This window comes from Streptomyces sp. NP160 (genome assembly GCF_006335115.1).
GTDB lineage: Bacteria > Actinomycetota > Actinomycetes > Actinomycetales > Quadrisphaeraceae > Quadrisphaera.
In genome coordinates this window covers 80,255-105,991 of record NZ_VDMJ01000037.1, presented here as the reverse complement: position 1 = coordinate 105,991, position 25,737 = coordinate 80,255, and the positions used below count along the sequence as shown (strand labels likewise).

General features: G+C 75.1%; 20 protein-coding genes. 10 read left to right on the top strand and 10 right to left on the bottom strand.

What is annotated here, in order from left to right; translation table 11 throughout:
* A partial coding sequence (locus FHN55_RS17660; protein WP_180357922.1) for a fused MFS/spermidine synthase occupies nucleotides 1-427 on the top strand: 427 nt, incomplete at its 5' end.
* A 69-nt stretch (nucleotides 428-496) separates the two neighbouring features.
* On the opposite strand, the gene FHN55_RS17655 is transcribed toward FHN55_RS17660, so the two are convergent.
* From FHN55_RS17655 to FHN55_RS17640, 4 genes are all read right to left on the bottom strand, one after another.
* Complete coding sequence (locus tag FHN55_RS17655) at nucleotides 497-2,776, bottom strand: alpha-galactosidase (protein WP_139713625.1); 2,280 nt, start codon at nucleotides 2,774-2,776, stop codon at nucleotides 497-499.
* A 108-nt stretch (nucleotides 2,777-2,884) separates the two neighbouring features.
* Complete coding sequence (locus FHN55_RS17650) at nucleotides 2,885-3,838, bottom strand: carbohydrate ABC transporter permease (RefSeq protein ID WP_139713624.1); 954 nt, start codon at nucleotides 3,836-3,838, stop codon at nucleotides 2,885-2,887.
* Complete coding sequence (locus tag FHN55_RS17645) at nucleotides 3,835-4,818, bottom strand: carbohydrate ABC transporter permease (RefSeq protein ID WP_139713623.1); 984 nt, start codon at nucleotides 4,816-4,818, stop codon at nucleotides 3,835-3,837. The genes FHN55_RS17650 and FHN55_RS17645 overlap by 4 nt, the downstream gene beginning before the upstream one ends.
* Before the next feature lie 149 nt (nucleotides 4,819-4,967).
* A complete protein-coding gene (locus tag FHN55_RS17640) occupies nucleotides 4,968-6,293 on the bottom strand; it encodes an ABC transporter substrate-binding protein (protein ID WP_139713622.1) in 1,326 nt (441 codons plus the stop codon).
* A 301-nt stretch (nucleotides 6,294-6,594) separates the two neighbouring features.
* Here FHN55_RS17640 and FHN55_RS17635 point away from each other — a divergent pair, with 301 nt between their 5' ends.
* The gene (locus FHN55_RS17635) at nucleotides 6,595-7,932 is read left to right on the top strand and encodes an ROK family transcriptional regulator (protein ID WP_218974790.1); all 1,338 of its coding nucleotides are present in this window, start codon (nucleotides 6,595-6,597) and stop codon (nucleotides 7,930-7,932) included.
* A gap of 188 nt (nucleotides 7,933-8,120) precedes the next feature.
* Here FHN55_RS17635 and FHN55_RS22865 read toward each other — a convergent pair whose 3' ends face one another.
* Nucleotides 8,121-9,002 carry a hypothetical protein gene (locus FHN55_RS22865; RefSeq protein WP_180357921.1) on the bottom strand — a complete coding sequence of 294 codons (882 nt, stop codon included), beginning with the start codon at nucleotides 9,000-9,002 and terminating at the stop codon, nucleotides 8,121-8,123.
* Nucleotides 9,003-9,024: 22 nt separating this feature from the next.
* The gene (locus FHN55_RS17625) at nucleotides 9,025-9,297 is read right to left on the bottom strand and encodes a DUF3072 domain-containing protein (RefSeq protein WP_139713621.1); all 273 of its coding nucleotides are present in this window, start codon (nucleotides 9,295-9,297) and stop codon (nucleotides 9,025-9,027) included.
* 58 nt (nucleotides 9,298-9,355) lie between these two features.
* Between FHN55_RS17625 and FHN55_RS17620 the strand changes: the two genes are divergently transcribed.
* Nucleotides 9,356-10,471: an NAD(P)-dependent oxidoreductase gene (locus tag FHN55_RS17620; RefSeq protein WP_139713620.1), complete on the top strand. Its 1,116-nt coding sequence runs from the start codon at nucleotides 9,356-9,358 to the stop codon at nucleotides 10,469-10,471.
* Complete coding sequence (locus FHN55_RS17615) at nucleotides 10,471-11,127, top strand: UdgX family uracil-DNA binding protein (RefSeq protein WP_139713619.1); 657 nt, start codon at nucleotides 10,471-10,473, stop codon at nucleotides 11,125-11,127. The genes FHN55_RS17620 and FHN55_RS17615 overlap by 1 nt, the downstream gene beginning before the upstream one ends.
* A gap of 3 nt (nucleotides 11,128-11,130) precedes the next feature.
* Here the strand turns inward: FHN55_RS17615 and FHN55_RS17610 are convergent, their stop codons facing one another.
* The 4 genes from FHN55_RS17610 to FHN55_RS17595 all read right to left on the bottom strand — a co-directional run bounded on the left by FHN55_RS17610 (nucleotide 11,131) and on the right by FHN55_RS17595 (nucleotide 14,183).
* Nucleotides 11,131-11,781, bottom strand: a complete 651-nt coding sequence (locus FHN55_RS17610; RefSeq protein WP_218974789.1) for a DUF1684 domain-containing protein — start codon at nucleotides 11,779-11,781, stop codon at nucleotides 11,131-11,133.
* 49 nt (nucleotides 11,782-11,830) lie between these two features.
* The gene (locus FHN55_RS17605; protein WP_218974788.1) at nucleotides 11,831-13,099 is read right to left on the bottom strand and encodes an App1 family protein; all 1,269 of its coding nucleotides are present in this window, start codon (nucleotides 13,097-13,099) and stop codon (nucleotides 11,831-11,833) included.
* A complete protein-coding gene (locus tag FHN55_RS17600) occupies nucleotides 13,096-13,536 on the bottom strand; it encodes an HNH endonuclease (RefSeq protein WP_139713618.1) in 441 nt (146 codons plus the stop codon). The genes FHN55_RS17605 and FHN55_RS17600 overlap by 4 nt, the downstream gene beginning before the upstream one ends.
* Nucleotides 13,537-13,634: 98 nt before the next feature.
* Nucleotides 13,635-14,183: a metallophosphoesterase gene (locus FHN55_RS17595; RefSeq protein WP_139713617.1), complete on the bottom strand. Its 549-nt coding sequence runs from the start codon at nucleotides 14,181-14,183 to the stop codon at nucleotides 13,635-13,637.
* A gap of 63 nt (nucleotides 14,184-14,246) precedes the next feature.
* Between FHN55_RS17595 and serA the strand changes: the two genes are divergently transcribed.
* From serA to nrfD, 6 genes are all read left to right on the top strand, one after another.
* Entirely contained in the window at nucleotides 14,247-15,464 is a 1,218-nt protein-coding gene (serA, locus tag FHN55_RS17590; RefSeq protein ID WP_139713616.1) for a phosphoglycerate dehydrogenase, read from the top strand.
* 702 nt (nucleotides 15,465-16,166) lie between these two features.
* A complete protein-coding gene (locus FHN55_RS17585; RefSeq protein WP_257571107.1) occupies nucleotides 16,167-19,154 on the top strand; it encodes an alpha/beta fold hydrolase in 2,988 nt (995 codons plus the stop codon).
* Nucleotides 19,151-20,008, top strand: a complete 858-nt coding sequence (locus FHN55_RS17580) for an ABC transporter permease (protein ID WP_180357920.1) — start codon at nucleotides 19,151-19,153, stop codon at nucleotides 20,006-20,008. The genes FHN55_RS17585 and FHN55_RS17580 overlap by 4 nt, the downstream gene beginning before the upstream one ends.
* 115 nt (nucleotides 20,009-20,123) lie before the next feature.
* Entirely contained in the window at nucleotides 20,124-23,516 is a 3,393-nt protein-coding gene (gene fdh / locus FHN55_RS17570; protein ID WP_373995749.1) for a formate dehydrogenase, read from the top strand.
* Nucleotides 23,513-24,487, top strand: coding sequence for a 4Fe-4S dicluster domain-containing protein (locus FHN55_RS17565; RefSeq protein ID WP_139713614.1), 975 nt, complete (start codon nucleotides 23,513-23,515; stop codon nucleotides 24,485-24,487). The genes fdh and FHN55_RS17565 overlap by 4 nt, the downstream gene beginning before the upstream one ends.
* Complete coding sequence (gene nrfD, locus FHN55_RS17560; protein WP_257571106.1) at nucleotides 24,484-25,656, top strand: NrfD/PsrC family molybdoenzyme membrane anchor subunit; 1,173 nt, start codon at nucleotides 24,484-24,486, stop codon at nucleotides 25,654-25,656. The genes FHN55_RS17565 and nrfD overlap by 4 nt, the downstream gene beginning before the upstream one ends.
* Nucleotides 25,657-25,737: the final 81 nt, after the last annotated feature.

Here is a 25,737-nt window from a genome sequence, read left to right as displayed (position 1 = left end):
CGCCTCCGCCGACCTCGTGGTCCGCGACGTCTTCGCCGGCGACTCCACCCCGCGGCACGTCAGCACGCGGGAGTTCCTGCTCGACGTGGACAGGGTGCTCCCCCCCGGCGGGCTCTACCTGGCCAACACCGTGGACAGGACCTCGCCGGTGGGCATCAAGGCCGAGGTGGCCACGCTGCGCTCGGTGTTCCCCCACACCGCCGCCGCCATCGAGCCCGGGGTGCTGCGGGGACGGCGGCACGGGAACGCGGTGCTGCTGGGCAGCCGCTCGCCGCTGCCGGTGGCGGCGCTGGCGCGCGTGCTGGGCGCCGGCGCCGCGCCGGCCCGCCTGCTGCACGGGGAGGCCCTGGAGGACTACGCCGCCGGCGCGCACGTCGTGCTGGACCCCGTGCCCGCCGCGCCCGCGGTCCCCGTCCCCACGACCTGACGGTGCGCCGGACTCCCATGATCACGGGGAACCCTCCGTGGTCGTGGGAGTCCGGTGCAGGATCCGGGGTCAGACGGCCTGGAGGTGCACCAGCGTGACGCTCCAGGGGAACCGGCGCGGCAGCACCAGGCCCACCGAGCCGAGCACCGCGCCCGGCAGCGCCGCGCCGCCGAGCGGACCGGACGCGTCGACGTCGCCGGAGCGCCACCCCAGGCGGGCGTTGGCGCGGGCGCCGCGGTCGGGCTCGGGCACCGGCCCGACCCACCGGGCGCGGTAGCGCAGCTCGGGCTCCAGGCCCGGGTCGCCGGGGTTCCACGCCACCGGCAGCCGCACCGGCACCGGGTGCTCCACCCACGACTCGCCCATCTGCACCTGCGCCACCAGCGCCTGCGACCCGTCGAGCGCCACCACGCCGTGGCTGCGCACCACCGGGTCCGGGGAGTCCGCGCGCCAGGTGCGCCCGGAGTGCAGCAGCCCGCGGTGCTCCTTGAACACCGCCACCCACGCCGCCAGCCGCGCCCGGTCCTCCTCGGAGGCCGTGGAGACGTCCCACTCGATGCCGAAGGCGCCGAACAGGGCGGTGGCCGCGCGGAAGTCCAGCGGCACGGTGCGGTGCGTCTGGTGCGAGACCGGCGCGGAGACGTGGGCGCCGAGGTACTCCGGCGGGGCCTGCTGGACCATCCAGCGCTGGACGTCCTGCCGGGCCACCGCGTCGGTCATGTCCGAGGTCCACACGCGCTGGACGTGCTGGAGGACCTCCAGGTCCACCCGGCCGCCGCCGGAGGCGCAGCTCTCCCACTCCACGCGCGGGTGCAGCGCCCGCAGCTCGTCGAGGAGGCGGTAGAAGCCCGCGGTGTGCGCGCTGACCACCGGGCGACCAGCGGCCGCGCCGCCGCCGGCCTCGAGCAGGTCCCGGTTGTGGTCCCACTTGACGTAGTCGACGGGCACCGCGGACAGCACCGCGGAGACCGCGTCCCGGACGTGCTCGCGGACCTCGTCGCGGGACAGGTCCAGCACCAGCTGGTTCCGCTCCAGGGTCGGCGTGGTGCCCCGGGCGGACAGCACCCAGTCGGGGTGGGCGCGGAACAGGTCGGAGTCGGGGTTGACCATCTCCGGCTCGAACCACAGGCCGAACTGCATGCCGTGGCCGTGGACCGCCTCGGCCAGGGCGCCCAGGCCGCCCTCGGCGTCCGGCCAGGCGTCCGGGGAGACGGTCCAGTCGCCCAGGCCGGCGGTGTCGTCGCGGCGGGCGCCGAACCACCCGTCGTCCAGCACGAACCGCTCGACCCCCACCGAGGCGGCCAGCTCCGCCAGGCGCAGCAGGCGCGGCAGGTCGTGGTCGAACCAGACCGCCTCCCACACGTTCAGGGTCACCGGCACCGGGCGCTTCGGCGCGGCCCCGGTCGCCTCGCCGACGGCGCGCAGGAACGCGTGGTTCGCCGCCGCGAGCCCGTCCAGCCCCCGGGTCGAGGCACCCAGGTACAGCCACGGCGTCGTGTACGACTCCCCGGGTGCCAGGGTCGTCTCCCCGGCCAGCAGCAGCTCACCGCCGCCCAGGGTGGTCTGGGTGGACGGCGACCGCTCCAGCCGCTGCACGGTGTTCCCGCTCCACCCGACGGCGGCGCTGCGCACCTCGCCCGCCTCGAAGGAGAACCCGGGGACGCCGACGACGACGTCGCCCGCGGCGTCGTGCCCGGTCTTGCCCGTGCGGTTCTCCCGCAGCCACAGCCCGTCGCGCACGGGTGCGCGCTGCGGCACGCGCTCGTGCAGCCAGCCGCCGGTGTGGTCCAGCACCTCCGCCGCCTCGTCGGGCAGCGGCACCAGCACCTCCAGGCCCTCGAGCGCGTACGGCGAGGCCCCGTCGTTGGTCAGGGCGTGCCGGGCGCGCAGGAGGCCGCCCGGCAGCGCCTCCAGCTCGGTGCGCAGGCCCAGGGCCGCCACGCGGTCCTCGGCGACGACGACGACGCGCTGCGACGCGGCCGCGGCGCCGGTGCCCTCGGCGTCGTCGTGACCTGCGAGCTGGAGGTCGGTCACGCGGAAGGCGGTGGACCACGCAGGGTCCTCCGCGCCGGTCGGGGTGGTCGCCGGTGCCGGGCGGTGCCCGCGCAGCGCGGGACGGGTGTACAGGCCGCCGGAGTGCTCCGGGAGCACCGCCAGGCCCTGCACGCCCAGGAGCCCGAGGCGGGCGGCCACGACGTCGTCGGCGCTGGCGCCCGCGACCTGGGAGGCGGGTCCCCACCAGACCGTGCGGGGCAGGGACCCGTCGGCGGGCACGGCGAGCACCAGCGCGGCGGCCTCGGGGCCGGCGTCGGGGCGGGTCAGCAGGACGGCGCTGGGGTGGGAGGGCATGGGTCCTTCACGGGTCGGTGGCGCGGAGGTGGGCTCTGCGCGTCCCACCGTGTCACGGCAGCGGCGCCGCACCGAGAGCCGGTGCGGCGCCGCTGGGGGTGGTGGTGCTCAGCCCTTGACGGAACCCGCCGTCAGGCCGCGCACGAAGTACCGCTGGAGCGAGAGGAACACGAGGATCGGAAGGATCATCGTGAAGAACGCGCCGGCGGTGAGCAGCTGGTCGCCCTGGCCCTGCTGGCCCAGGAGCGAGACCAGCGCGATGGTCAGCGGCTGGCGCGGACCGGGCCCGAGGAAGATCAGCGCGACGAGCAGGTCGTTCCAGACCCAGAGGAACTGGAAGATCGCGAATGACGCCAGCGCCGGGGTCGACATCGGGATGATGAGCTTCCAGAACGTCTGGAAGTGCGTCGCGCCGTCGATCTTGGCCGACTCGATGATCTCCCGCGGGAGCGTGGCCATGTAGTTGCGGATGAGGTAGATCGCCAGCGCCATGCCGAAGCCGATGTGCGCTCCCCACACCGCGGCGAACTGGCCGTTGAGGCCCAGCTGGCCGTAGATGTTGAGGATCGGGGCGAAGGCCACCTGGTTGGGCACCACGAGCAGCGCCACGATGAGCACGAGCAGGAAGTTCCGGAACGGGAACTCCATGAAGGTGAACGCGTAGGCGGCGAACGCGGCGATGAGGATCGGGATGATCGTCGCCGGGATCGTGATGGCCAGGGAGTTGACGAAGGCCTGGGCCATCGGCGCCCTGTCGAACACCTCGACGTAGTTCTCCACCGTCAGGCGGCTGAGCTGCGAGGGGCTCGTGAAGATGCTCCACCAGCCGCTGGCAGCGGCGTCGGTGCGGTCGCGCAGCGACGTCACCGCCAGGCCGAAGACCGGCAGGATCCACGCCAGGCACAGCAGGGTGATGACGATCTTCACCCACAGCGGGGCCGGAGCGCCCGCGTCCTCGCCGTGTCCGCCGGCCGGCGCCTTGCGGCGGGGCAGGGCGCGGGTCCTCGGGTCCTTCGTCTGGCCGGGGTTCGAGACCGGGGGGACGGTGGTCGACTGGCTCATCGTGCTGCCTCCTCGGCCCGGAACTGGCGGATCTGGTAGATGAGGAACGGCACGATGACCAGCATCAGGATCACCACGATGGCCGCCGCCTGCCCGGCGTCGCGCGCGACGTAGAGCGCCTGGTAGAAGTTCAGCGCGATGATGTTGGTGCCGAAGCCGCCGTTCGTCGCCACGTAGACGACGTCGAAGGTCTTGAGCACCCCGATGAGCACGGTGATGAACACCGTGATGAGCGTCGCCCGGATCTGCGGGATGACGATGCTGAAGAAGATCTTCCCCTCACCGGCGCCGTCGATGCGGGCGGCCTCGAGCGTGTCGGTGGGCACGCCCTTGATGGCCGCGGAGAGCAGCACCATCGCGAAGCCGGCCTGGGTCCAGATGAGGATGGCCATCAGCAGGAAGCTGTTCAGCTTGAAGTCGGACGTCTGCATCCACGGGACGGGGTCCCCGCCGAGGCCGGTCCAGATGGCGTTGAGCAGACCCGTCTGGTTCTGCGTCGCCGGGACGGCGCGGTAGACGAGCTGCCAGATGGCCCAGGCGCCGACGGCGCTGATGGCCAGCGGCAGGAAGATCAGCGTCTTCGACAGCTTCTCGCCCGAGGGCCGCAGCCGGTCGGCGAGCGTCGCGATGATGAGGCCGAAGATGATCGCGAACGTCGGGACGATGAGGATCCACAGGAACGTGTTGACCAGCGTCGTCTGGAAGTTCGGCGACGCCAGCAGGTTGGTGTAGTTGGACAGGCCGATGAAGGCCGTGCTGTCGCGGTTCGCGAAGCTGTAGACGAGCGTCTGGAAGAAGGGGTAGACGAGGTACAGCCCCAGCGCCACGAAGGCCGGGAGGATGAAGACGTAGGGCTTGATGAGCTCCTGCGGCTTGCTGGGCAGCAGCTCGGTGAGCTTGTTGAGGATGTAGAAGAGGACGACGGCGCCGGCGACGCCGCCGACCACCGCGATGATCGCGTTCAAGATGGTGATGGTCACGGGACCTCCACGTCCGGCGGACCAGATGGCTGGTGCGGGCTGAGTGTGGTGGGTGGGGGACCCCGGCGCCAGGCGGCGGGGCCCCTGCACCGACGGCGCCGGGCTCCGGGTGGAGCACGGCGCCGTCGGCGGGGTTCGCAGGCTCAGCCTCAGTTGGTGGCCGGCCAGCTGGCCTCGATGTTGTCGAGGGCCTGCTGCTCGCTCTCGGACCCGGAGATCCAGGCGGTCATCTCGCGCCAGAACGAGCCCGAGCCGACCTCACCCGGCATCTGGTCGGAGCCGTCGAAGACGAACGCGGTGGACTGGTAGGCGAAGCCCGCCATCTGCTTGGTCAGCTCGTTCGGGTAGTTGGCCTGGTCGAAGTCGGTCCGCGGCGAGATGAAGCCGTTGGCCTTCGCCCAGTCGGCGCCGAAGTCCTTGGACGCCATGTAGTTCATGATCTTCTTGGCGTTCTCGGAGTCGTTGAAGACCGAGGCGAGGTCGCCGCCGCCGAGGACGGGCTTGTCGGCCTCGGTCTCGCCCGGCATGGGGAAGACGCCCACGGTGCTGTCCAGGTTCTGCAGCACGTCGTCCGGGAAGCCGCCGTCGCGGGCGACGAAGTTGCCCTGGCGGTACATGAAGCAGGCCGGCGGGGTGTCGAACATGGGGTTGGCCGCCGTCGCGAAGTTGTTGCTCGCGATCGACTGGCGCCCGCCGTTGACGTTGCCCTCGGTCAGCAGCAGCGAGCTCATGGTGTCGGCCGCAGCGACCACCTGGGGGTCGTTGAAGGGGATCTCGTGGCTGACCCACTGGTTGTAGACGTCCGGGCCGCTCTGGATGAGCAGGAGGTTCTCGATCCAGTCGGTGGCCGGCCAGCCGGTGGCCGACGCGGACTCGATGCCGAAGCACCACGGCGCGGTCCCCGAGGCCTTGACCTGGTCGGTCAGCTGCTGCAGACCGTCGAGCGTGGTGGGGGCGGTGTAGCCGGCCGCGTCGAAGGCCTGCTTGGGGTAGAAGACGATCGACTTGATGTTGAGGCTCATCGGCAGCGCGTACTGCTCGCCGTCGATCTGGCCGGCCTCGACGATGCCGGGGACCATCGCGTCCAGGTTGGCCTTGTCGACCACGTCCGTCAGCGGCGTCAGGTCGTTCTGGAACGTCTTCATGATGCCGGGCTGGGGGAAGATCGCGATGTCCGGCGCGTTGTTGCCCGAGACGCGCGTGGCGATGACGGTGTTGAAGTCGGGCGTGGGCTCGAAGTTGACCGTGATGCCCTCGGCCTCGGCGAACTTGTTGATCTCCGCCTGGAACTGGTCTGAGCTCGAGTCCGTGAAGCCGTACATGATCGTGACGCTGCCGTCGTCGTTCCCGCCGCCGCCACCGCTGCCGCCGCCATTGCCGCCGGACTCCTGGAGGCAGCCGGCCGTGAGGACCGTGACGAGACCGGCGGTGAGCAGCGCGCCGACGGCGCGACCCTGACGTGACCTGATGCGCATTGCGTGGGCTCCTTCGTCCACCCGGGAGGGCACCGCACCGACCTGCGGGCCTCATCGGCGGGCTCGCACCCGCCACTGATCGCTGAGTTTTGCCCCAGAGACTCCGGCGCGTCAACTGCAAGTCCGGATCAGGTGTGCAGTGGCGTGTTCGGGTCTGTGGGTTTCGGTGCGGAAGCGCCCGTTCGTGACCTCTCCGTGACCTTCCCGTGTCCAGACCGTTGCCGGAGCCGTCTCCCGCGCAGTTGACCGGGCTCCGTCCGCGCTGGCACCTTGGCCCCCGCGCACCGGGACGAGGAGGTCCGTGGACAGTCACAGCAGGGCCGCTCGACAGGCCCCTCCGCGCACCTCCGGAGCCGCAGGGGGCGGCGAGGCCGTCGTCGCCGCCGGGACCGACCGCCGCCTCGTGTCCGCCCCCTCGCCCACCACCTCGCCGGTGGCGACGCCGCTGCCGGACGGGCAGCAGCTCTCCGCGGCGCCGGGAGCCCCCGGCGCCGCCCACGACGTCGCCGTGGAGGTGCTGCGCCACGGCCCCCTGCCCCGCAGCCAGCTGGCGCGTCGCCTCGGCCTGTCGGCCGGGAGCCTGACCCGGCTGTCCAAGCCCCTCATCGCCAGCGGCCTGCTGGTGGAGGCACCGCCCGCGGCGGACCCGGAGACCCGGCGTCCGACCCGCCCGCTGGACGTCCCGGCGGACCGGCACCGGTTCGTGGGGGTGGACCTGTCCGCCGACAGGGCCTGGGGCGTCCTGACGGACCTGCGCGCCCAGGTGCTCGCGCGGGAGGACGCACCGCTGCCGGACCGGTCCCCCGCGGCGGTGGCCGACGCGACGGCGCGCCTCGTCACCTCCCTCGCCGGCCGGGCCGGTGGCACCGGCGCCGTGGAGGAGGTGGGCGTCACCCTCGACGGGTACGTCGACCCCTCCGGCGTGGTCCGCCGCGCCCTGTCGCTGGGCTGGTCCACCCCCGTGGACCTCACGGCGACGCTCACCGACCGCCTCGGGCGGCGCGTCGTCGTGGGCAACGGCATGCACGCCTTCACCCAGACCGAGCACTGGTTCGGCGAGGGACGCGCCACCACCTCCTTCGCCGCGCTCGCCGTGGGGGCGGGCATCGGCTACGGCCTCGTCATGCACGACGCGGTGGTCGAGACGCCGGACACCGCGCTGCACCTGCTGAGCCACCTGCCCCTGGACGGCTCGGGTCCGCGCTGCCCGGTGGGGCACCGCGGGTGCGCGTCGTCGCTGCTGACTCTGCCGGCCCTCGAGGCCGCGGCCCGGTTGGCGCTCGGTCGACCGACCACCGCCGAGGAGCTGCTGACCCGGGCCGCCGCGGGAGACCCGGCCGCGCAGGTGGTGGTCGACGACGCCGCCCGCCACCTGGGGACGCTCGTCGCCGCCGTGGCCAGCTTCACCATGGTCGAGCGGATCCTGCTCACCGGTGACGCGGCAGCGGTGGCGACCGTCGGCCGGGCCGCCCTGGCCGAGGGCGTGCACGCCGCCCGGGACCCGGAGGCGTCGGCCGTGGACCTCGTGGTGCGCTCGGACGACTCCTCGGTCTGGGGCCGCGGCGCGGCCGGCATGGCCGTGCAGGCCTACGTCTCGGGGCCGGAGTGGCTCGCCCTCGAGGCCGCCGAGGCGGGGTGACGCACCTCAGGCGCGCCCGCTCCCGTCACCACGCGCTGCGCGGGCGGGCGCTGCCGGCGCCGGACCGCACGCGACCGCGGTCAGGTGCAGCGGGGCTCCCGCAGCGAGCGCCCACCGGAGCTGACCGGGGTCACCCGCGGAGGTGACCCCGGCCCGCCCTGCGGGCCCACAGGGCAGCAGCGCTGCGGTCAGCGAGCCTCGACGTGGCGGCCCGTGAGCCGGAGCAGCTCCGCGAGCGCGTCCCCTGACGGCGCCGCGGGGCCCGAGGTCGGCCACGAGCGCACGTGGGCGAGCGCTCGGTCCACGACGGCGGGGTCGAGCGCGGCGGCGGGGTCCGGCACGCCCGTGGCCACCGCGACGTCCCACGTGGCGCCGACCAGGTCGACGAGCACGCCGTCCGCCCCCGCCTCGGCGACCTCCTCGGCCTGCGCGGCCCCGTCGCCGACCACTGCGCCCGCTGCCTCCAGCGACCGCGTCCAGGCCTCGAGCAGCGTCACGAGGGCCCCGCGCCAGCTGGTGGCGGGGTCGGCGCCCAGCCCCCCGACGGCACCGGCGACGACGTCGGCCACCGTCAGCGCGCTGCCCGCTGTGGTCGACCAGGCGGCGGCGGGCAGGGGCGCGAGCACGGCGGCGAGCCCGCCGGCCGCCACGGGCAGCAGCTGGCGGGAGGTGGTGCCGCGCAGCGCGAGCAGCGCGAGCGCGTACGCCTCCTCGGCGTCCTCGGCCGCCGTGGTCACCTCGGCACCGCCGTCACGGCGGGTGGTCACGCCCCACTGCTCCCCCGCCGGCCGCAGGGCGACCAGCGCGCCACCGAGGTGCTCGCGCAGCTGCCCCTCCCGGGGCAGCCAGAGCACCTCGGCCGCGTCGACGCTGTCCAGGGCCCACTCCGTGGTGCCGTTGAAGCCGAGCACCTGGCCAGACGGCAGGTCGTGCGCCTCGATGGTCATGTCGGAGACGACGAAGACCACGTCGTCCATCTCGCGGTCGGGGATGACGAACCTGTCGCCCTTCGCGGGGCGCCACTGCAGGCCGGTGTCGCGCAGGGCTCGCGCCGTCGTCGTCGAGGTCACGACGGCGAGCCTGCCACGGGGCTCAGCCCTCGGAGACGCGGGCGCTGCGCGACTTCAGCTCGTCGATCATCTCCGAGGCGTGGGCCTTGCTGAGGTCGTCGGGGACCTGCTCGCCCGCCTCGGTGGCGAGGGTGCGCAGGTAGCTGAGCTGGGCACCGGTGGCGGGCTCGTCGCCGGTGGCCCAGGTCTCGGGGTCCTTGACGGCCGTGGGGTCCGCCTGGGAGCCGGTGCCGGCCTGGTCGGGCGCGGTCTGCGCAGGCGGTCGGGAGTCGTGGGAAGACGCGTTCTCGGTCATGTGTCCGAACCTAGGTGGCCGGGTCGCGGTCCGCTCGTCGACGTGGTCGGCTCGCTCCATGGCCCCTTCCTCACCGCGCCGCGTGCTCGTCACCGGCGCCACGGGCAACGTCGGCACCGCCCTGCTGCGGCGGCTCGCGCGCGAGGGCGTCGCCGTCTCCGGGGTGGCGCGGCGCACGCCCTCGCAGGCCCCGGCGCCCGAGCGCTCCCCCGGCGCGCCGGTGCGCTGGCACGGCATCGACCTCTCCGCGCCCTGGGCCGCCGGTGCGCTGCGCGAGGCCATGGACGGCGTGGACGCCGTCGTCCACCTCGCCTGGCGGATCCAGCCGTCCCACGACCGGGAGGCCATGCGCTCGGTCAACCTCGGCGGCACGCGCGCGGTGCTCGACGCCGCCCGCGAGGCCCGCGTGCCGCACCTCGTGCACGCCTCCTCCACCGGCGTCTACGCCCCCGTCCCGCAGGCCGAGGCGGCCGCGGGGCGCAAGCCCGTCGTCGACGAGAGCTGGCCGCGCACGGGCGTGCCGACCTCCGGCTACAGCCGCGACAAGGTGGACGCCGAAGACCTCCTCGACGCCTTCGAGGAGGCCGGCGAGGCGCCGGCGGTGGCCCGGGTGCGGCCCGGGCTGGTGCTGCAGCGCGAGGCCGGGTCGGAGATCGCCCGCTACTTCGGCGGGCCGCTGCTGCCCGCCGGCCTGCTGGGAGGAGCAGGACGACGACGCACGCGGGTCCTGCCCGTGCTGCCGCTGCCGGAGGCCTTCGTCGCGCCGGTGGTGCACGCCGACGACCTCGCCGACGGCCTGTGGCACCTGCTCGCCGCCGGTCCCGAGCGCGCGAGGGGTGCCTACAACGTCGCGGCGGACGACGCGCTCGGCCCCGACGACATCGCCGCCGGGCTCGGCGCGCGCCGCCGCGTCCCCGCGCCGGTGTCGCTGCTGCGCTCGGCCGCCGACGCCTCCTGGCGCGCCCGCCTGCAGCCCACCGACCCCGGCTGGGTGGACCTCGCCGCGGGCACGCCGCTGCTGGACTGCTCCCGGCTCAAGGCCCTCGGGTGGAGGCCGACGACGACGGCGAGGGCGGCCCTGGACGACCTCGTCGCCGGCATGCGCTCCGGCGACGGCGCCGGGACGCCCGCCCTCGCGCCGCGGGGTGCGCTGCGCGGGAGGGTCGCCGTCTGATGGCGGGGACGACGGAGCAGGTCGAGCGGCCCGGCGCCCAGCAGTGGGTGCCGGAGGGCGCCGACCACGTCGACGCGCTGCGCGCCGCCGCGCCCGCGTGCCGGGGGTGCGAGCTGTGGGAGCCCGCCACGCAGGTGGTGTTCTCCGCCGGGAACCCCCGCGCGAGCGTGGCGCTGGTCGGTGAGCAGCCGGGCGACTCCGAGGACCGGCGGGGCGTCCCCTTCGTCGGGCCGGCCGGGCAGCTGCTGCAGCGGGCGCTGGAGGAGGCCGGCCTGGCGCGCGACCAGGTCTACGTGACCAACGCGGTCAAGCACTTCCGGTTCACCCCCCGCGGCAACCGGCGCATCCACGCCACCCCGGAGGCCGCGCACATCACCGCGTGCAAGCCGTGGCTGGCCGAGGAGCTGCGCCTGGTGGACCCGCGCGTCGTCGTCCTGCTGGGGGCGACGGCCGCGAAGGCGCTGCTCGGGCCCGCGATCCGCATCGGCAAGGACCGCGGCCACCCCATCGAGCGCGAGACGACCCGGGGCACCAAGACGTTCTTCGTCACGACGCACCCCTCAGCGGTGCTGCGGACGCCCGAGGACGCCCGCGACGCCGCCTACGCCGCCCTCGTCGACGACCTGCGCGCCGTGGCCGGCCTGCTCAGCGCCTGAGCCTCACTCCAGCTCGCCCGCCTCCACGCGGGCCTCCAGGCGGTTGCCGGGCGGCGCGAGCGGGCAGGCCCACGCCGGGTCGTACGCGCACGAGGGGTTGTAGAGGAAGTTCAGGTCGAGGACGAGCCGCTGCTGGCCCTGCTCGTCGTCGTCCTGCTGACCGACGGCGCCGAGGTCGGCGCCCTTGACGGTGTCGAGCAGGTAGCGGCCGCCGCCGTACGAGCCCTGCCCGCTGGAGCCGTCCCGCACGGGCAGCCACACGCCGCCGCCGTAGCCGGACAGCCACCACAGGTCGAGCGGCCCCAGCGGCGTGGCGGCGCGGCCGAGGCGCGTGAACACCACCTCGCCGTCGGTGCCGGTGGTGACGCGCAGCTCGTGCTGCTGGTCGACGGCTCCGCCGGGGTCCGCCGCCTCGACGGCGGCCGTGAAGCGGAGCTCGGGGTCGTAGGGGGCCACGGGCAGGCCGGTCCGGCGGCGGGGGTCGTCCGGCAGCAGCGGGGAGTCGACGTGGGTGGCGTACAGCTCGTCCCGGGCGGTGCGCCACAGCTCGTGCGCCTCGCGCGGACCGCGACGGGCGGCGGTCTCGCGCACGTCGGCGTACAGCTGCGACACCCGCCGGCGGTAGTCGAGCAGGCTCAGCGATCCGGTTCCCACGCCGACCACTGTGGTGGCCGGACGTCCATGATCACGACCGGAGGGGCGGTCAGGAGGTGGGGGCGTCCTCCTCCGGGGGCAGCCACACGTGGCGCGCCAGCGGCACGCCGGCCTGGCGCAGCTGGTGGGCCAGGCCCACGCCGTCCGGGGCGCGCACCTCCGGGACGGCCGCGACCTGCCCGGAGCGCGCCGAGCCCGAGACGGGCACCGGCAGCACGTGGGAGAGCACCTGCTCCGCCGCCGTCAGCTGGCGGATGGCGACGGCGCGGACGTGCTGGGAGTGCTGGCGCGCGAACTCGCCGTAGATCTCCGGGTCGTGCTGGCCGTCGTCTCCCACCAGCAGCCACCGCACCTGGGGCAGCTCCTCGGCGAGGCGGCGCAGCGCCGCGCGCTTGTGCTCCTGGCCGCTGCGGAACCAGCCCGTGTTGGTGGGCCCCCAGTCGGTGAGCAGCAGCGGACCGGCCGGGTAGCCGTGGCGCAGCATGAAGCGGGTGATGGTGGGCGCGGCGTTCCAGGCCCCCGTCGACAGGTACAGCACCAGCGCACCGGGGTGCGCCTGGGCGGCCGACGTCAGCAGGTCCGCCATGCCCGGCACCGGGCTGCGCGCCTGCTCGTGCAGCACGAAGGTGTTCCACGCCGCGATGAAGGGGCGCGGCAGCGAGGTCACCATGACGGTGTCGTCGATGTCCGACACCACGCCGTCGCGCTGGTCCGCGCCGACCACGGTGACCCGCGCCGTGGACGGCGCACCGGTGCGCTCGTCGGCGTCCAGCTCGCCGGGGGGTGCGGTGGAGAAGGTGACGTCGTGGACGCCCGGCGGCAGGTCGGACGGCAGGCGGGCGTCGAGGTAGCCGCCGCGCTCGGAGACCAGGCGGTGCACCTGCTCCCCCACGGTCACCCACACCGCGACGCCCTCCACGGGCGCGGAGATGAACGCCCGCCACCCGCGCAGTGCCGTCAGCGCGCGCTCCTTGAGCTGGTCGCGGTCGTAGGGGCCCACCCAGTCGCGCAGGGCCACCGGGTCGTACGGGCCCTCCGGCACAGGCGTGCCCGCGTCGTCGTCGCCGTGCTCCGGGGGGCGGGTGGCCAGGACGCGTCCGAGCACGCGCACCCAGCCCTCGCCGCCGTAGGAGGCGTAGCCGAGCACGCGCGGCGTCCAGCCGCGGCGGCGCAGGTGCGCCGCGAGGAGCTTGTTCAGCCGGTCCTCGACGCGCGCTGCCGTGTGGCGCGTGCGCACGTGCCCCGCCCGGGGCTCGGAGCGGGCCTCCCGGGCGCGCACGCCCTCGGCTGGCGGGTCCTTCGGGAGTGCCGGGCTCACGGTCGGGGAGTCTGCCAGCCCCTGCGGTCCGCGGGCTCGTCGGCGGGACGCATCCGCGCCAGGCGCCGCCGCTGCGCGGCGAGGTACGGACGGGCGCGGCGCTGGCCCCCGCGGGCGCTGACGGCGGCGTCGAGGGCGTCCAGCGCCGCCCGCAGCGCTGCGGCGTCCGGGTGCCACCCGCGCCGCTCGCACTCGGCGTACCAGTCGGCGGGCGTGGTGTGGCCGCGCTGGCCGTTGCACCGCCTGCAGGCGGCCACCTCGTTCTCGGGCCAGCTCGGGCCGCCCTTGACGCGGGGAACGAGGTGGTCGGTGGTGGCCGGCACCAGCGCACCGAACTCCCGCCCGCACCACAGGCAGGTGCCGCCCTGGCGGGACACCGCGAGCGCGAGCCGCTCGGCGCGGGCCGGCTGGTGCCCCGGCTGGGCCGCTGCGCTCACCGGGCGCTCACCGGGCGCTCACCGGCTGTTCACCGGGCCTCCGTCGGACGGCGTCGGCGGGAGCGCCCCGCCCGGGTCGGTGGTCGCACGGGACGCCCCTACCCCGGTGGGCGCCCGCCACGCAGCGGCAGCGCGTGCAGGACGACGTCGTGCAGCGCGCCGTCCGCCGCGAGCGCGGTGAGGTAGGTGCAGGCGGGCTGGCGCCGCCGGTCGGTGGGCGAGCCGGGGTTGAGCAGCCGCAGGGAGCCGCCGCCGGGGCGCAGCGCGGTGCTGTCCCAGGGGATGTGGCTGTGGCCGAAGACGAGCACGTCGACGTCGGGGAAGGCCGCCGCGCAGCGCCGCTCGCGCCCGCCCGCCGGTCCGGTCTCGTGGACGACGGCGAGGCGCAGCCCCTCGACGTCGTCGCGGGCCACCTCGGGCAGCCGGGCCCGCAGCCCGGGACCGTCGTTGTTGCCGGCGACGCCCAGCAGCCGCGCGCCGGCGGCCGCGCAGCGCGCCTGGAGCTCGTCGAGGACGGCCTCGCCCACCCAGTCGCCGGCGTGCACCACCAGGTCGGCCTCGTCCACGGCGGCGAGCACCTGCGCCGGGAGGGCGCGGGCGCGCACGGGCACGTGGGTGTCGGCGAGCAGCAGCAGGCGGGTGGCCACCAGGCATCTTCCCGCCGGCGCCGGGACGGGGGCGCGTCCCCCGGTGCGGCAGGATGGACGCCCGTGACCGTCAGCCCGGGCAGACCCGCCAGCGCGCTCCTGCTGGAGAACATCCACCCCCTCGCCGTCGACGTCCTCGGCCGCGCCGGGGTCCCCGTGCAGCAGCGCCCCGGCGCCCTGTCCGAGTCCGAGCTGGTCGAGGCGCTGCCCGGCGTGAAGCTGCTGGGCATCCGCTCGACCACCCACGTCACGGAGGCCGTCCTGGACGCCGCACCGGACCTGGAGGCGATCGGCGCGTTCTGCATCGGCACCAACCAGATCGACCTCGAGGCCGCGGCCGCCCGCGGGGTGGCGGTCTTCAACGCGCCGTTCTCCAACACCCGGTCCGTGGTGGAGCTGGTGCTCGCCGAGGTCATCGCGCTGACCCGCCAGCTGACGGTGTTCGACAGCGCCCTGCACGCCGGGGTGTGGCAGAAGTCCGCCGCCGGCTCGCACGAGGTGCGCGGCCGCACGCTGGGGATCATCGGCTACGGCAACATCGGCAGCCAGCTGTCCGTGGTGGCAGAGGCCCTCGGCATGCGCGTGGTCTTCTACGACACCGCCGAGAAGCTCGCGATGGGCAACGCCGTGCGGATGTCGAGCATGGAGGAGGTGCTCGCTGTCGCCGACGCCGTCACGCTCCACGTGGACGGCCGCGCGGGCAACGGCGGGCTCTTCGGGGCCGAGCAGTTCGCCGCCATGAAGCCGGGAGCGGTCTTCCTCAACCTCTCCCGCGGCTTCGTCGTGGACCACGGCGCGCTGCGCGACCACCTGGTCTCGGGCCACCTGGCCGGGGCCGCCGTCGACGTCTTCGCCAACGAGCCCCGCCGCAACGGCGACCCGTTCGACTCCCGCCTGCGCGGACTGCCCAACACCATCCTCACCCCCCACGTGGGCGGCTCGACCGAGGAGGCGCAGGAGGACATCGGGCGGTTCGTGGCCGGCAAGCTGCGCGACTACGCCGCGCACGGCAGCACGTCGCTGGCGGTGAACCTGCCGCAGGTCATCACCGACGCCGGCCACGGCACGCGCCTCGGCCACCTGCACCAGAACGTGCCGGGGGTGCTCGCCACGGTGAACTCCGTGCTGGCGCGGCACGGCGTGAACATCGTGGGCCAGTCGCTCACCACGCGCGGGCAGATGGGCTACGTGGTGACCGACGTCGCGAGCTCGGTGGACCCGGCGGTCCTGGCCGAGCTGGAGGCCATGCCGGAGACGGTGCGCCTGCGCGTCCTGTCCTGACCCGGCCCCGGTCGGGGACGACGAGGGCCCCGGGCGCTGCTGCGCGCGGGGCCCTTCGTCGTCACCGGCTCGGGCGAGCCGGTGGAGGCACCAGCCGGAGGTCAGATGCGGACGCGGCGGGGGTTGGCCAGCGGCGTCCAGTCCGGGTGCTGCTCGGTCGCGGCCTCGTCGGTGCGGGTCTCGTCGGCCGGGGTGGTGGTGGCGGTGGTCGGTGCCATGTCGTGCCTCCTGGGAACGGGTGGTCCAGCGGCCTGGGCGGAAAGCTCGAGCAGCCGGCGGGTCTCGCCGGCTCCACGGTCGTTCCTGGTCCTGGCAAGCGCCTGGGCGGCAGCGGTTGTTCCCCTGTCGCCCGGCCGGTGAGGCCGAGGTGCTGACCAGGTCACCCATCGTCACCGTGATCGGCGCAGTCCGCCACCTCCCCCGCCGGTATCCGTCGCCCCGACAGGCCGGACGTGGCAGACGTCACAGCCCACCGGTGACCGCGCATCACTGAGCGTGACGGATCGACGACGCAGAGGGCCGCCACCTGCGGGACCCGACCGCGGCCACCCCTCAGGACGAGGGGGGACCAGGGCTGCTCTCCGGCTGACCGCGGCGCCGGTGCGGCGGGCCGTGCGCGCTGGGGCGACGATCGCAGGGCATGCTCTCGACGTGGCGCGATCGTCGGTCGGGGGCCCCGCCGGCGGGCCCCAGCAGGAGTCCGTGACCTCTCGCGGGGTCCTGCCCGGCGGCGGGCTGCGCTCCTGGCGCTCCCGGCTCGTGGCCGGGTCCGCGGCCGCCGCCCTGGGCCTGGGAGGCGCGCTGGGCGCTGCGGTCGGTGCCGCCGCACCCGCCGCGGCAGCAGCGGGTGCCAGCAGCCCGTCGAGCAGCCCGTCGAGCAGCTCGTCCAGCTCGTCCAGCGGTGCCGAGGGCGTCCGGGAGGAGGTCCTGACGGTGCCGGTGGGGGCCGAGCAGGGCGGCCAGCAGGTGTCCCTCGACGCGACGCTCTACGAGCCCGACGGCGCCAGCCGGGCCGCCCCGGTCCCGGCGGTGGTCCTCGCGCACGGCTTCGGCGGCTCCAAGGCCGACCTCGCCGCCCAGGGCCGCTCCCTGGCCCGGGCCGGGTACGCGGCGCTGGCGTACACGGCGCGCGGCTTCGGCGCCTCGGGCGGGTACGTGCACCTCGACGACCCCGACTACGAGGTGGCCGACGCGCGCGCCCTGGTCGACCTGCTCGCCGCGCGCCCCGAGGTGCAGCAGGACGGCCCCGGCGACCCGCGCGTCGGGGTGGCGGGCGCCTCCTACGGCGGCGCGGTGGGACTGCTGCTGGCGGGGACGGACCCACGCGTCGACGCCGTCGCCTCCGGCATCACGTGGTCGGACCTGTCCTCGGCGCTCGACCCGCAGGCCGCCCGGGGACAGGCGGGTGGCGTCTTCAAGGCGGGCTGGGCCTCGCAGCTGCTGACCAGCCTCACGGGCAGCGCCCTCGAGGGCGCCCGCACCGGCAGCCCGTCGGGAGCGGGCGCCGCCGGGGGGTCCGGGCTCGACGCCTCGACCGCGGCGTGCGGTCGCCTGGCGCCGGACCTGTGCCGCGGGTACCTGCAGGCCGCCGAGACCGGTGCGGTGCCGGACGCGCTGCGCGCGCAGCTGGCCCGCTCCTCGCCCGCCGCCGTGCTGCCCGACAGCCGCGCGGCCGTGCTGCTCGTGCAGGGTGAGGGCGACTCCCTCTTCGGCCTGGGCGACTCCCTGGCCAACGCCGAGGCCGCCCAGCGCTCCGGCGCCCCCGTGGCGGTGGCCTGGGTGGGCGGCGGCCACGACGGCGGCTTCGACGGCGCCGCCTTCGACGCCCGCGCCCGGACCTGGTTCGACGAGCACCTGCGGCGCGAGCCCGCGGCCGCGCCGACCGGGCCGTTCACCGTGGCCGTGCCGCAGCAGAGCCTCTTCGGAGGCCGCGGCGGTGGCGACGGAGGGGGCGCGTCGCCCGAGGAGCGCTCGCTCGACGCCGTCCCGCCGCTGGCGGGCACCGCGCAGCGGCTGGCGCTCGCGCCCGCCCCGCCGCAGGGGGCGCAGGGCGGCCAGAGCGGCCAGAGCGGCCAGCAGCTGGTGCTCTCGCCCGCCGGCGGGCGCCCCGCGGCCATGACGGCGCTGCCGGGCCTGGGTGATGTCGCCTCCCTGGTCGGGCTGGCCGCCGGCGGCGGCTTCAGCACCGCCGTGCTGCCCGGGCAGGCCGCCGTCTTCGAGACCGCGCCGCTGGACGCCCCGCTGACGCTGCTCGGCGCGTCCAGCGTGCAGCTGTCGGTCACCTCGAACACCGACGACGCCGTGCTCTTCGCCTCCCTGGCCGACGTCAGCCCGGACGGCAGCGCCGCGCTGCCCTCCGGGCTGGTCGCGCCGCTGCGCGTGGCCACGACGCCGGGTCGGCCGACCACCGTGGACGTGACCCTGCCGGCCGTGGTCCGCGACGTCGCCGCCGGGCACCGGCTGCGGCTGGTGGTGGCCACCACGGACTCCGCGTACGCCGTGCCGGCCGACCCGCGCGTCTACGGCGTCGCGCTGGCCGGGGGCGAGGGCGGGAGCGGCGGGCAGCTGTCGGTCGCCGCGGCGCCCGCCTCCGCCAGCGAGCGCCGGGGCAGCTCCGTGGACGTGCCCTGGGCGCACGTGCTCGCCCTGGCCGGCGTGGTGCTCGCGGTGCTCGCGCTGGCCGGCGTGGACGCGGTCCGCCGCCGTCGTCGTCCTGCGGTGGGCGCCGCGCACGACGCGGCCCCGCGGGAGCCGGGAGAGCACCGGGACGACGTGGTGCTGCGGGTCGAGGACCTGGAGAAGGTCTACGGGGACGGCTTCCGCGCCGTGGACGGGGTCTCCTTCACGGTGGGCCGCGGGCAGGTGGTGGGGCTGCTCGGGCCGAACGGCGCCGGCAAGACCACCACGCTGCGCATGCTCATGGGCCTGCTGCGGCCGACCGCCGGGTCGCTGGAGGTGCTGGGCCAGCGCGTGCGGCCCGGCTCGCCGGTGCTGACGCGGGTCGGGGCGCTGGTGGAGGGCCCCGGGTTCCTGCCGCACCTGTCGGGGATGGCCAACCTGCGGCTGTTCTGGGCCTCCACCGGGCGTCCCGCGCAGGACGCGCGCTTCGAGGAGGCGCTGGCGGTGGCCGGGCTCGGTGACGCCGTGCACCGGCGCGTGCGCGGCTACAGCCAGGGCATGCGCCAGCGGCTCGGCATCGCCCAGGCGATGCTCGGCTTCCCCGACCTGCTGGTGCTGGACGAGCCGACCAACGGCCTCGACCCGCCGCAGATCACCGCCATGCGCCAGGTGCTGCGCGACTACGCCGCCACCGGCCGCACGGTGCTCGTGTCCTCCCACCTGCTCTCGGAGGTGGAGGCCACGTGCAGCCACGCGGTGGTCATGGCGCGCGGGAAGGTGCTGGCGGCGGGCTCCGTGGCGGAGCTGGTGGCCGGGTCCGGCGAGGTGCTGGTGAACGTGGGCGAGGGGCAGGTGGACCGGGCGGTGGCGGTGCTGCGCGAGGTGCTCGAGCGCGACGACGACGGCGGGCGGGTGCTCGGCGTGCGCGACGGCGGCGTGCTCGTGGCGCCGGGGGCGTCGGGGACGGGCGGGCTGGTGGCCGCGCTGGTCGCCTCCGGCGTCCAGGTGGACCTCGTGGTGCCTCAGCGGCACCTGGAGGAGGTCTTCCTCGAGCTGGTGGCCGCGCCGTGAGCGGCTCGGCGGGCGCCGTCGTGCCCGACCGGGCGGCGGGGCGGGCCCTGCCGCTGCGGGTGGAGGTGGCCCGCCAGCTCTCGCGGCGCCGCACCCGCTGGGTGGGCGTGCTCGTGGTGGCGCTGCCGCTGCTGCTGGTCGGGGCGTTCGCGCTGGGCGGTGAGGACGACCCGGCCGACACCAGCACGTCCTTCGTGGACCTGGCGACCTCGAGCGCCGTCAACTTCGCGGTGTTCGCGCTGCTGGCGGCCTCGGGCTTCCTCTTCGTCGTCCTGGTGGCCCTCTTCGCGGGCGACACCGTGGCGGCCGAGGCCAGCTGGTCCTCGCTGCGGTACCTGCTGGCGGCGCCCGTGGGGCGGCGGCGGCTGCTGGCCGTCAAGGCGGTGGTGGCGGCCTCGTCGGCGACGCTGGGCATCGTCGCGTTCATCGCGGTGTGCCTGCTGGTCGGGACGGTCGCGTACGGGTGGGGGCCGCTGACCAGCCCGCTGGGCGACGCGCTCGGCGCCGGGGAGGCGCTCGGCCGGCTGGGGCTGGCGACCGCGTACGTCGTCGTCCAGCTGTCGTGGGTGGGGGCGCTGGCGTTCTGGCTGGGCACCCGCACGGACGCGCCGCTGGGTGCGGTGGGCGGGGCGGTGCTGGCCAACATCCTCTCGGCGATCCTCGCGTCCATCACGGCGCTCGGTGACCTGCGGGCGTGGCTGCCCACCTACGACGCGGGCGCGTGGACGGCGCTGCTGCAGCCGGCCGTGGTGTGGGACGACATGCTGCGCGGGCTGTCGACGGCGCTGCTGCTGACAGTGGTGTTCGGGGTGCTGGCGGTGGTCGGCTTCGAGCGCAAGGACGTCACCAGCTGACGCCCCTCGGGAGGGGGCTGCCGTTGCCCCGCGGATGGACGCGTGTTCTGCTGTGCGCGTGGCCATCGACGAAGGACGTCGGGCGAGCTCGCCGTCCGCCAGGACGGGGCGCTCGCTGGGACAGCGCGTGACGGGGCTGTGGCCCGTGCTGCGGCAGGTGACGGGGTCCGACAAGACCGCTCACGGTGCCGCGGTCCGCACCGCCCGCACCGACGCGATCACCGCCCGCACCGAGACCGCCGACCGCGTGGTCAAGAGCGTCTGCCCGTTCTGCGCCGTCGGCTGCGGCCAGGACGTGTACGTCAAGGACGAGAAGATCGTCCAGATCGAGGGCGACCCCGACTCCCCCATCAGCCGCGGGCGCCTGTGCCCCAAGGGCAGCGCCAGCAAGAGCCTCGTCACCTCCCCCACGCGCGTCACCACGGTGCGCTACCGGCGCCCGGGCGGCACCGACTGGGAGGACCTGCCCCTGGCCACGGCGATGGACATGATCGCCGACCGCGTCCTCGAGGCCCGCCGCAACGGCTGGCAGGAGCTCGACGACCGCGGCAGGAGGCTGCGCCGCACCCTGGGCTTCGCGAGCCTGGGCGGCGCGACGCTGGACAACGAAGAGAACTACCTCATGAAGAAGCTGTACACCGCCCTGGGCGCTGTGCAGATCGAGAACCAGGCCCGCATATGACACTCCTCCACGGTCCCCGGTCTGGGGACCTCGTTCGGGCGCGGAGGGGCCACCAACTTCCTCCAGGACCTCGTCAAGGCTGACTGCATCCTCATCCAGGGGAGCAACATGGCCGAGGCGCACCCGGTGGGCTTCCAGTGGGTGATGGAGGCCAAGCGGCGCGGCGCGAAGGTCATCCACGTCGACCCGCGGTTCACGCGGACGTCGGCCGTGGCGGACCTGCACGTGCCGCTGCGCGCGGGCACGGACATCGCCTTCCTCGGCGGGCTGGTCAACCACGTCCTGGCGAACGACGGCTACTTCCACGACTACGTGGTGGCGTACACCAACGCCGCGTCCATCGTGGGCGAGGACTACCGCGACACCGAGGACCCCTCGGAGGACGGCCTGTCCACCGACCCGACCGGGCTGTTCTCCGGCTGGGACGAGGAGTCGCGCAGCTACGACCCGTCGTCCTGGGCCTACGAGGGCGCGACCGACACCGCGGCCGCCGGAGACCGCAGCAGCTCGGTGGGCGACGGCGGCAACCAGGGCGGCGAGACGCACAAGGCCACCGCCGGGGGCGACGCCTACGGCAGCGGGGGCGCCACCATCGGCTCCAAGCCGGAGCGCGACGAGACGCTGCAGCACCCGCGCACGGTGTTCCAGATCCTCAAGCGGCACTTCGCCCGCTACACCCCCGAGATGGTCGAGCGGATCTGCGGCACCCCGCAGGACGCCTTCCTCGAGGTCGCGCGGTCGCTGGTGGAGAACAGCGGCCGCGAGCGCACCACGGCCCTGGCGTACGCGGTGGGCTGGACGCACCACTCCCAGGGCGCGCAGTACATCCGCACCGCGGCCATCCTGCAGACGCTGCTGGGCAACATCGGGCGTCCGGGCGGCGGCATCCTCGCGCTGCGCGGGCACGCGAGCATCCAGGGCTCCACCGACATCCCCACGCTGTTCAACCTCTGGTCGGGCTACCTGCCCATGCCCAAGGCGGGGCAGGACGACGTCGACACCTACGTCGGCCCGTCCGAGGACCTGGCCGGGTTCTGGGGCAACATGCGCGACTACACGGTCAGCCTGCTGAAGTCGTGGTGGGGCGACGCCGCGCAGCCCGAGAACGACTTCGCCTTCGGGTACTTGCCGAAGATCTCCGGTGACCACGGCACGTACCGCACGGTCATGGACATGGTCGACGGCAAGGTCGACGGCTACTTCCTGCTGGGGCAGAACCCCGCCGTCGGCTCGGCCAACGCCCGGCTGCAGCGCCTGGGCATGGCCAACCTCAAGTGGCTCGTGGTCCGCGACCTGCAGATGATCGAGTCGGCCACGTTCTGGAAGGACGGGCCGGAGATCGAGACCGGCGAGCTGCGGACCGAGGACATCGGCACGGAGGTCTTCTTCCTGCCCGCGGCCAGCCACGTCGAGAAGGCGGGCACGTTCACGCAGACGCAGCGGCTGCTGCAGTGGCGCCACCAGGCGGTGGCCCCGCCGGGCGAGTCCCGCAGCGAGCTGTGGTTCTACTGGCACCTCGGGCGGATCCTGCGCGAGAAGCTCGCGGCCTCCACCGACGAGCGGGACCGGCCCCTGCTCGACCTCACGTGGGACTACCCGCTGCACGAGGACGAGTTCGGCCCCGCCTCGGACCCGCTGAGCGCGGAGCCGGACGGCGAGGCGGTGCTGCGGGAGATCAGCGGCACCGAGACGCACGACGGCGTGGACCGGGCCCTCTCCTCCTACATGGAGCTGAAGTCCGACGGGACCACCCGCTCCGGCTGCTGGATCTACTGCGGCGCCTACGCGGACGAGGTCAACCAGACCGCTCGTCGTCGTCCTGGTCGAGACCAGGACTGGGTGGCCGCGGAGTGGGGCTGGGCCTGGCCGATGAACCGCCGCCAGCTGTACAACCGCGCCTCGGCGGACCCGCAGGGCAAGCCCTGGAGCGAGCGCAAGGCGCTCATCTGGTGGGACGAGGACCAGCAGCGGTGGACCGGGCACGACGTGCCCGACTTCGAGGCGACCAAGCCGCCGTCCTACGTCCCGCCGGCGGGTTCGCGCGGTCCGGAGGCGATCGCCGGCCGCGACCCGTTCATCATGCAGGCCGACGGCAAGGCGTGGCTGTTCGCGCCGTCGGGCGTGGTCGACGGGCCGCTGCCCACGCACTACGAGGGCGCCGAGTCGCCGGTGGGCAACCCGCTGCACCCGAACCGCGTCTACAACCCGGCGCGCCGGGCCTTCCCGCGACCGGGGAACCGCGGGGTGCCGACGCGCTCGGACGTCTACCCGTTCGTCTTCACCACCTACCGGCTCACCGAGCACCACACGGCCGGCGGCATGAGCCGCACGCTGCCGTACCTCTCGGAGCTGCAGCCGGAGATGTTCATCGAGGTCTCCGCGGAGCTGGCGCGCGAGCGCGGGCTGGAGCACCAGGGGTGGGCGACCGTCGTCACGCCGCGCAGCGCCATCGAGGCGCGCGTCATGGTGACGCCGCGCGTCCGGCCGCTGCGGCTTCCCGGCGGCGGCGAGGACGGCAGCGAGGTGCAGGTGGTGCACCAGGTGGGCATCCCGTGGCACTGGGGACCCAACGGCATCAGCCGCGGCGACGCCGCGAACGAGCTGGTGGAGATCCTGCTGGACCCCAACACGCACATCCAGGACAAGGTCGGCGCGTGCGACGTCGTCCCCGGGCGGCGTCCGCGCGGTCCGGCCCTCGTCGAGTACGTCGCGGCGCGCCGCGCCGCGGCCGGTCTGCCGACCGACGACGACGTCCCCTCACCGTGCGGCGGAGCCGAGCTGGACGCTGACGCCTCCGAAGTCACAGACGGGCGGAACACCCCATGACGAGCACCACCCCCCGGCAGACCGGCGAGGGGTACGACCCGGCGTCGCACTCCGGCTACGGCGAGGACCACCCGCCGCGGATGGGGTTCTTCACCGACACCTCCGTGTGCATCGGCTGCAAGGCCTGCGAGGTGGCCTGCAAGGAGTGGAACGAGGTGCCCGCCACCGGCGAGATGGACCTCACGGGGTGGTCCTACGACAACTCCTCGATGCTCGGCGCGAGCACGTGGCGGCACGTCGCCTTCATCGAGCAGGCCGCCCCGGCGGCCACCGAGCCCCAGAACGCCAAGCCCGCGGTCTCGCTGGGGATGCCGAGCATCCGCCCCGAGGGCTTCCTGGAGCCGGAGGTGACGCGGCCCCCGCACGAGGCCGCCGGTGAGCAGGGCCCGTCGGGCTCCATCGAGGGCGTCCGCTGGCTCATGAGCTCCGACGTCTGCAAGCACTGCACCCACGCCGCCTGCCTGGACGTCTGCCCCACGGGTGCGCTGTTCCGCACGGAGTTCGGCACCGTCGTCGTCCAGGACGACGTCTGCAACGGCTGCGGCTACTGCGTCTCCGCGTGCCCCTACGGCGTGATCGGCAAGCGCGAGTCGACGGGGCGGGCCCACAAGTGCACGCTCTGCTACGACCGCATCGGCGCCGACAAGCAGCCCGCCTGCGCCACCGCCTGCCCGACGGAGTCGATCCAGTACGGGCCGCTCGACGAGCTGCGCGAGCGCGCCGACGCGCGGCTGGCGGAGCTGCAGGCCAAGGGCGAGCCGAAGGCGCAGCTGTACGGGCGCGACCCGGACGACGGCGTGGGCGGCGACGGCGCGTTCTTCCTGCTCCTGGACGACCCGGAGGTCTACGGCCTCCCGCCGGACCCGGTGGTGACGACCAAGCACCTGCCCTCCATGTGGCGGCACGCGGCCACGGCCGCCGGGGCCCTCTTCGGCGTGGTCGCGCTGTCCTTCCTGGGCCGCCGCCCGTGAGCCACCAGCAGACCGGACGGGCCGGCGAGCAGCTGCCCGGCCCGACCGAGCGGCCCAGCGAGCAGGGCGCGCCGCGCGCCACCTCGAAGGGCGTCGGCGACCGGCCGCGCCGCCGCCGGGGCGCGGAGAGCGTCGTCGTCCCCGACGCGGAGTTCGAGTCCTACTACGGCCGCCAGGTCATCCACACCCCGGTGTGGGAGGTCCCCCAGGTGCCGGGCTACCTGTACCTGGGGGGCATGAGCGGCGCGGCATCGGTGATGGGGGCCCTGGCCGACGCCACCGGCCGTCCCGCGCTGGCGAAGGTCGGGCGGCTTGCAGCCTCCGGCGGGTCGATCGTCTCGGTGGTCCTGCTCATCGACGACCTCGGTGTGCCCACCCGCTTCCTCAACATGCTGCGGGTGGTCAAGTGGACCTCGCCGCTGAGCGTGGGCTCGTGGATCCTCATGCCGTTCTCCACCGGGGCCGGGCTCGCCGCGGTGCACGAGCTGTCCGGCGTCGTGCTGCCGCTGGTGCGCCGCGTCGCCGGCGCACGGCTGGGCCACCTCGCGGAGGCGGTGCTGCCGGTGGCCGGCCGGGTGGGCGGCGTCGGCTCCGCCGTCTTCGGGCCGCCGCTGGCGACGTACACCGCCGTCCTCATCGCCGACACCGCCGTGCCGGCGTGGCACTCGGTGTACCCCGAGCTGCCGTTCGTCTTCGCCGCCTCCGGCGCCGCGAGCGCCGGGGGCATCGGCATGATCGCCGCCCCGGTGGAGGAGGCCGGCCCCGCCCGTCGGATGGGGGTGGCCGGTGCCGTCGCGGAGCTGGCGCTGAGCCACCGCATGGAGCACCGCATCGGGGTGATCGGCGAGGCCTACCGGGCCGGGCGGGCCGGGGTCCTGCTGCGGCTGAGCCGCATCGCCATGGCCGGCGGCGCCGCCGGGGCCCTGGCGGCCGACCTGCCGGTGTGGCCGAGGACGGCGAAGGCGCAGCGCGCCCGCCGCGTGGTGTCCGCGGTCGGCGGCGCGCTGCTCAACGCCGGTGCGGCGCTCACGCGCTTCGGGGTGTACGAGGCGGGGATGATCTCCGCCCGCGACCCGAAGTACACGGTGGTGCCGCAGCGCGAGCGCCTGGACGCCCGCCGGGAGGGCCGCGAGCCGGACCGGCACCTCGCGCCCGAGACGGCGCCCTGAAGTCGGCGCCCTGAAGTCGGGTGAGCGGGTAGTGACCATGAAATCCACGGGTAGGGACTGACGAGAACACCTGACCGTCCC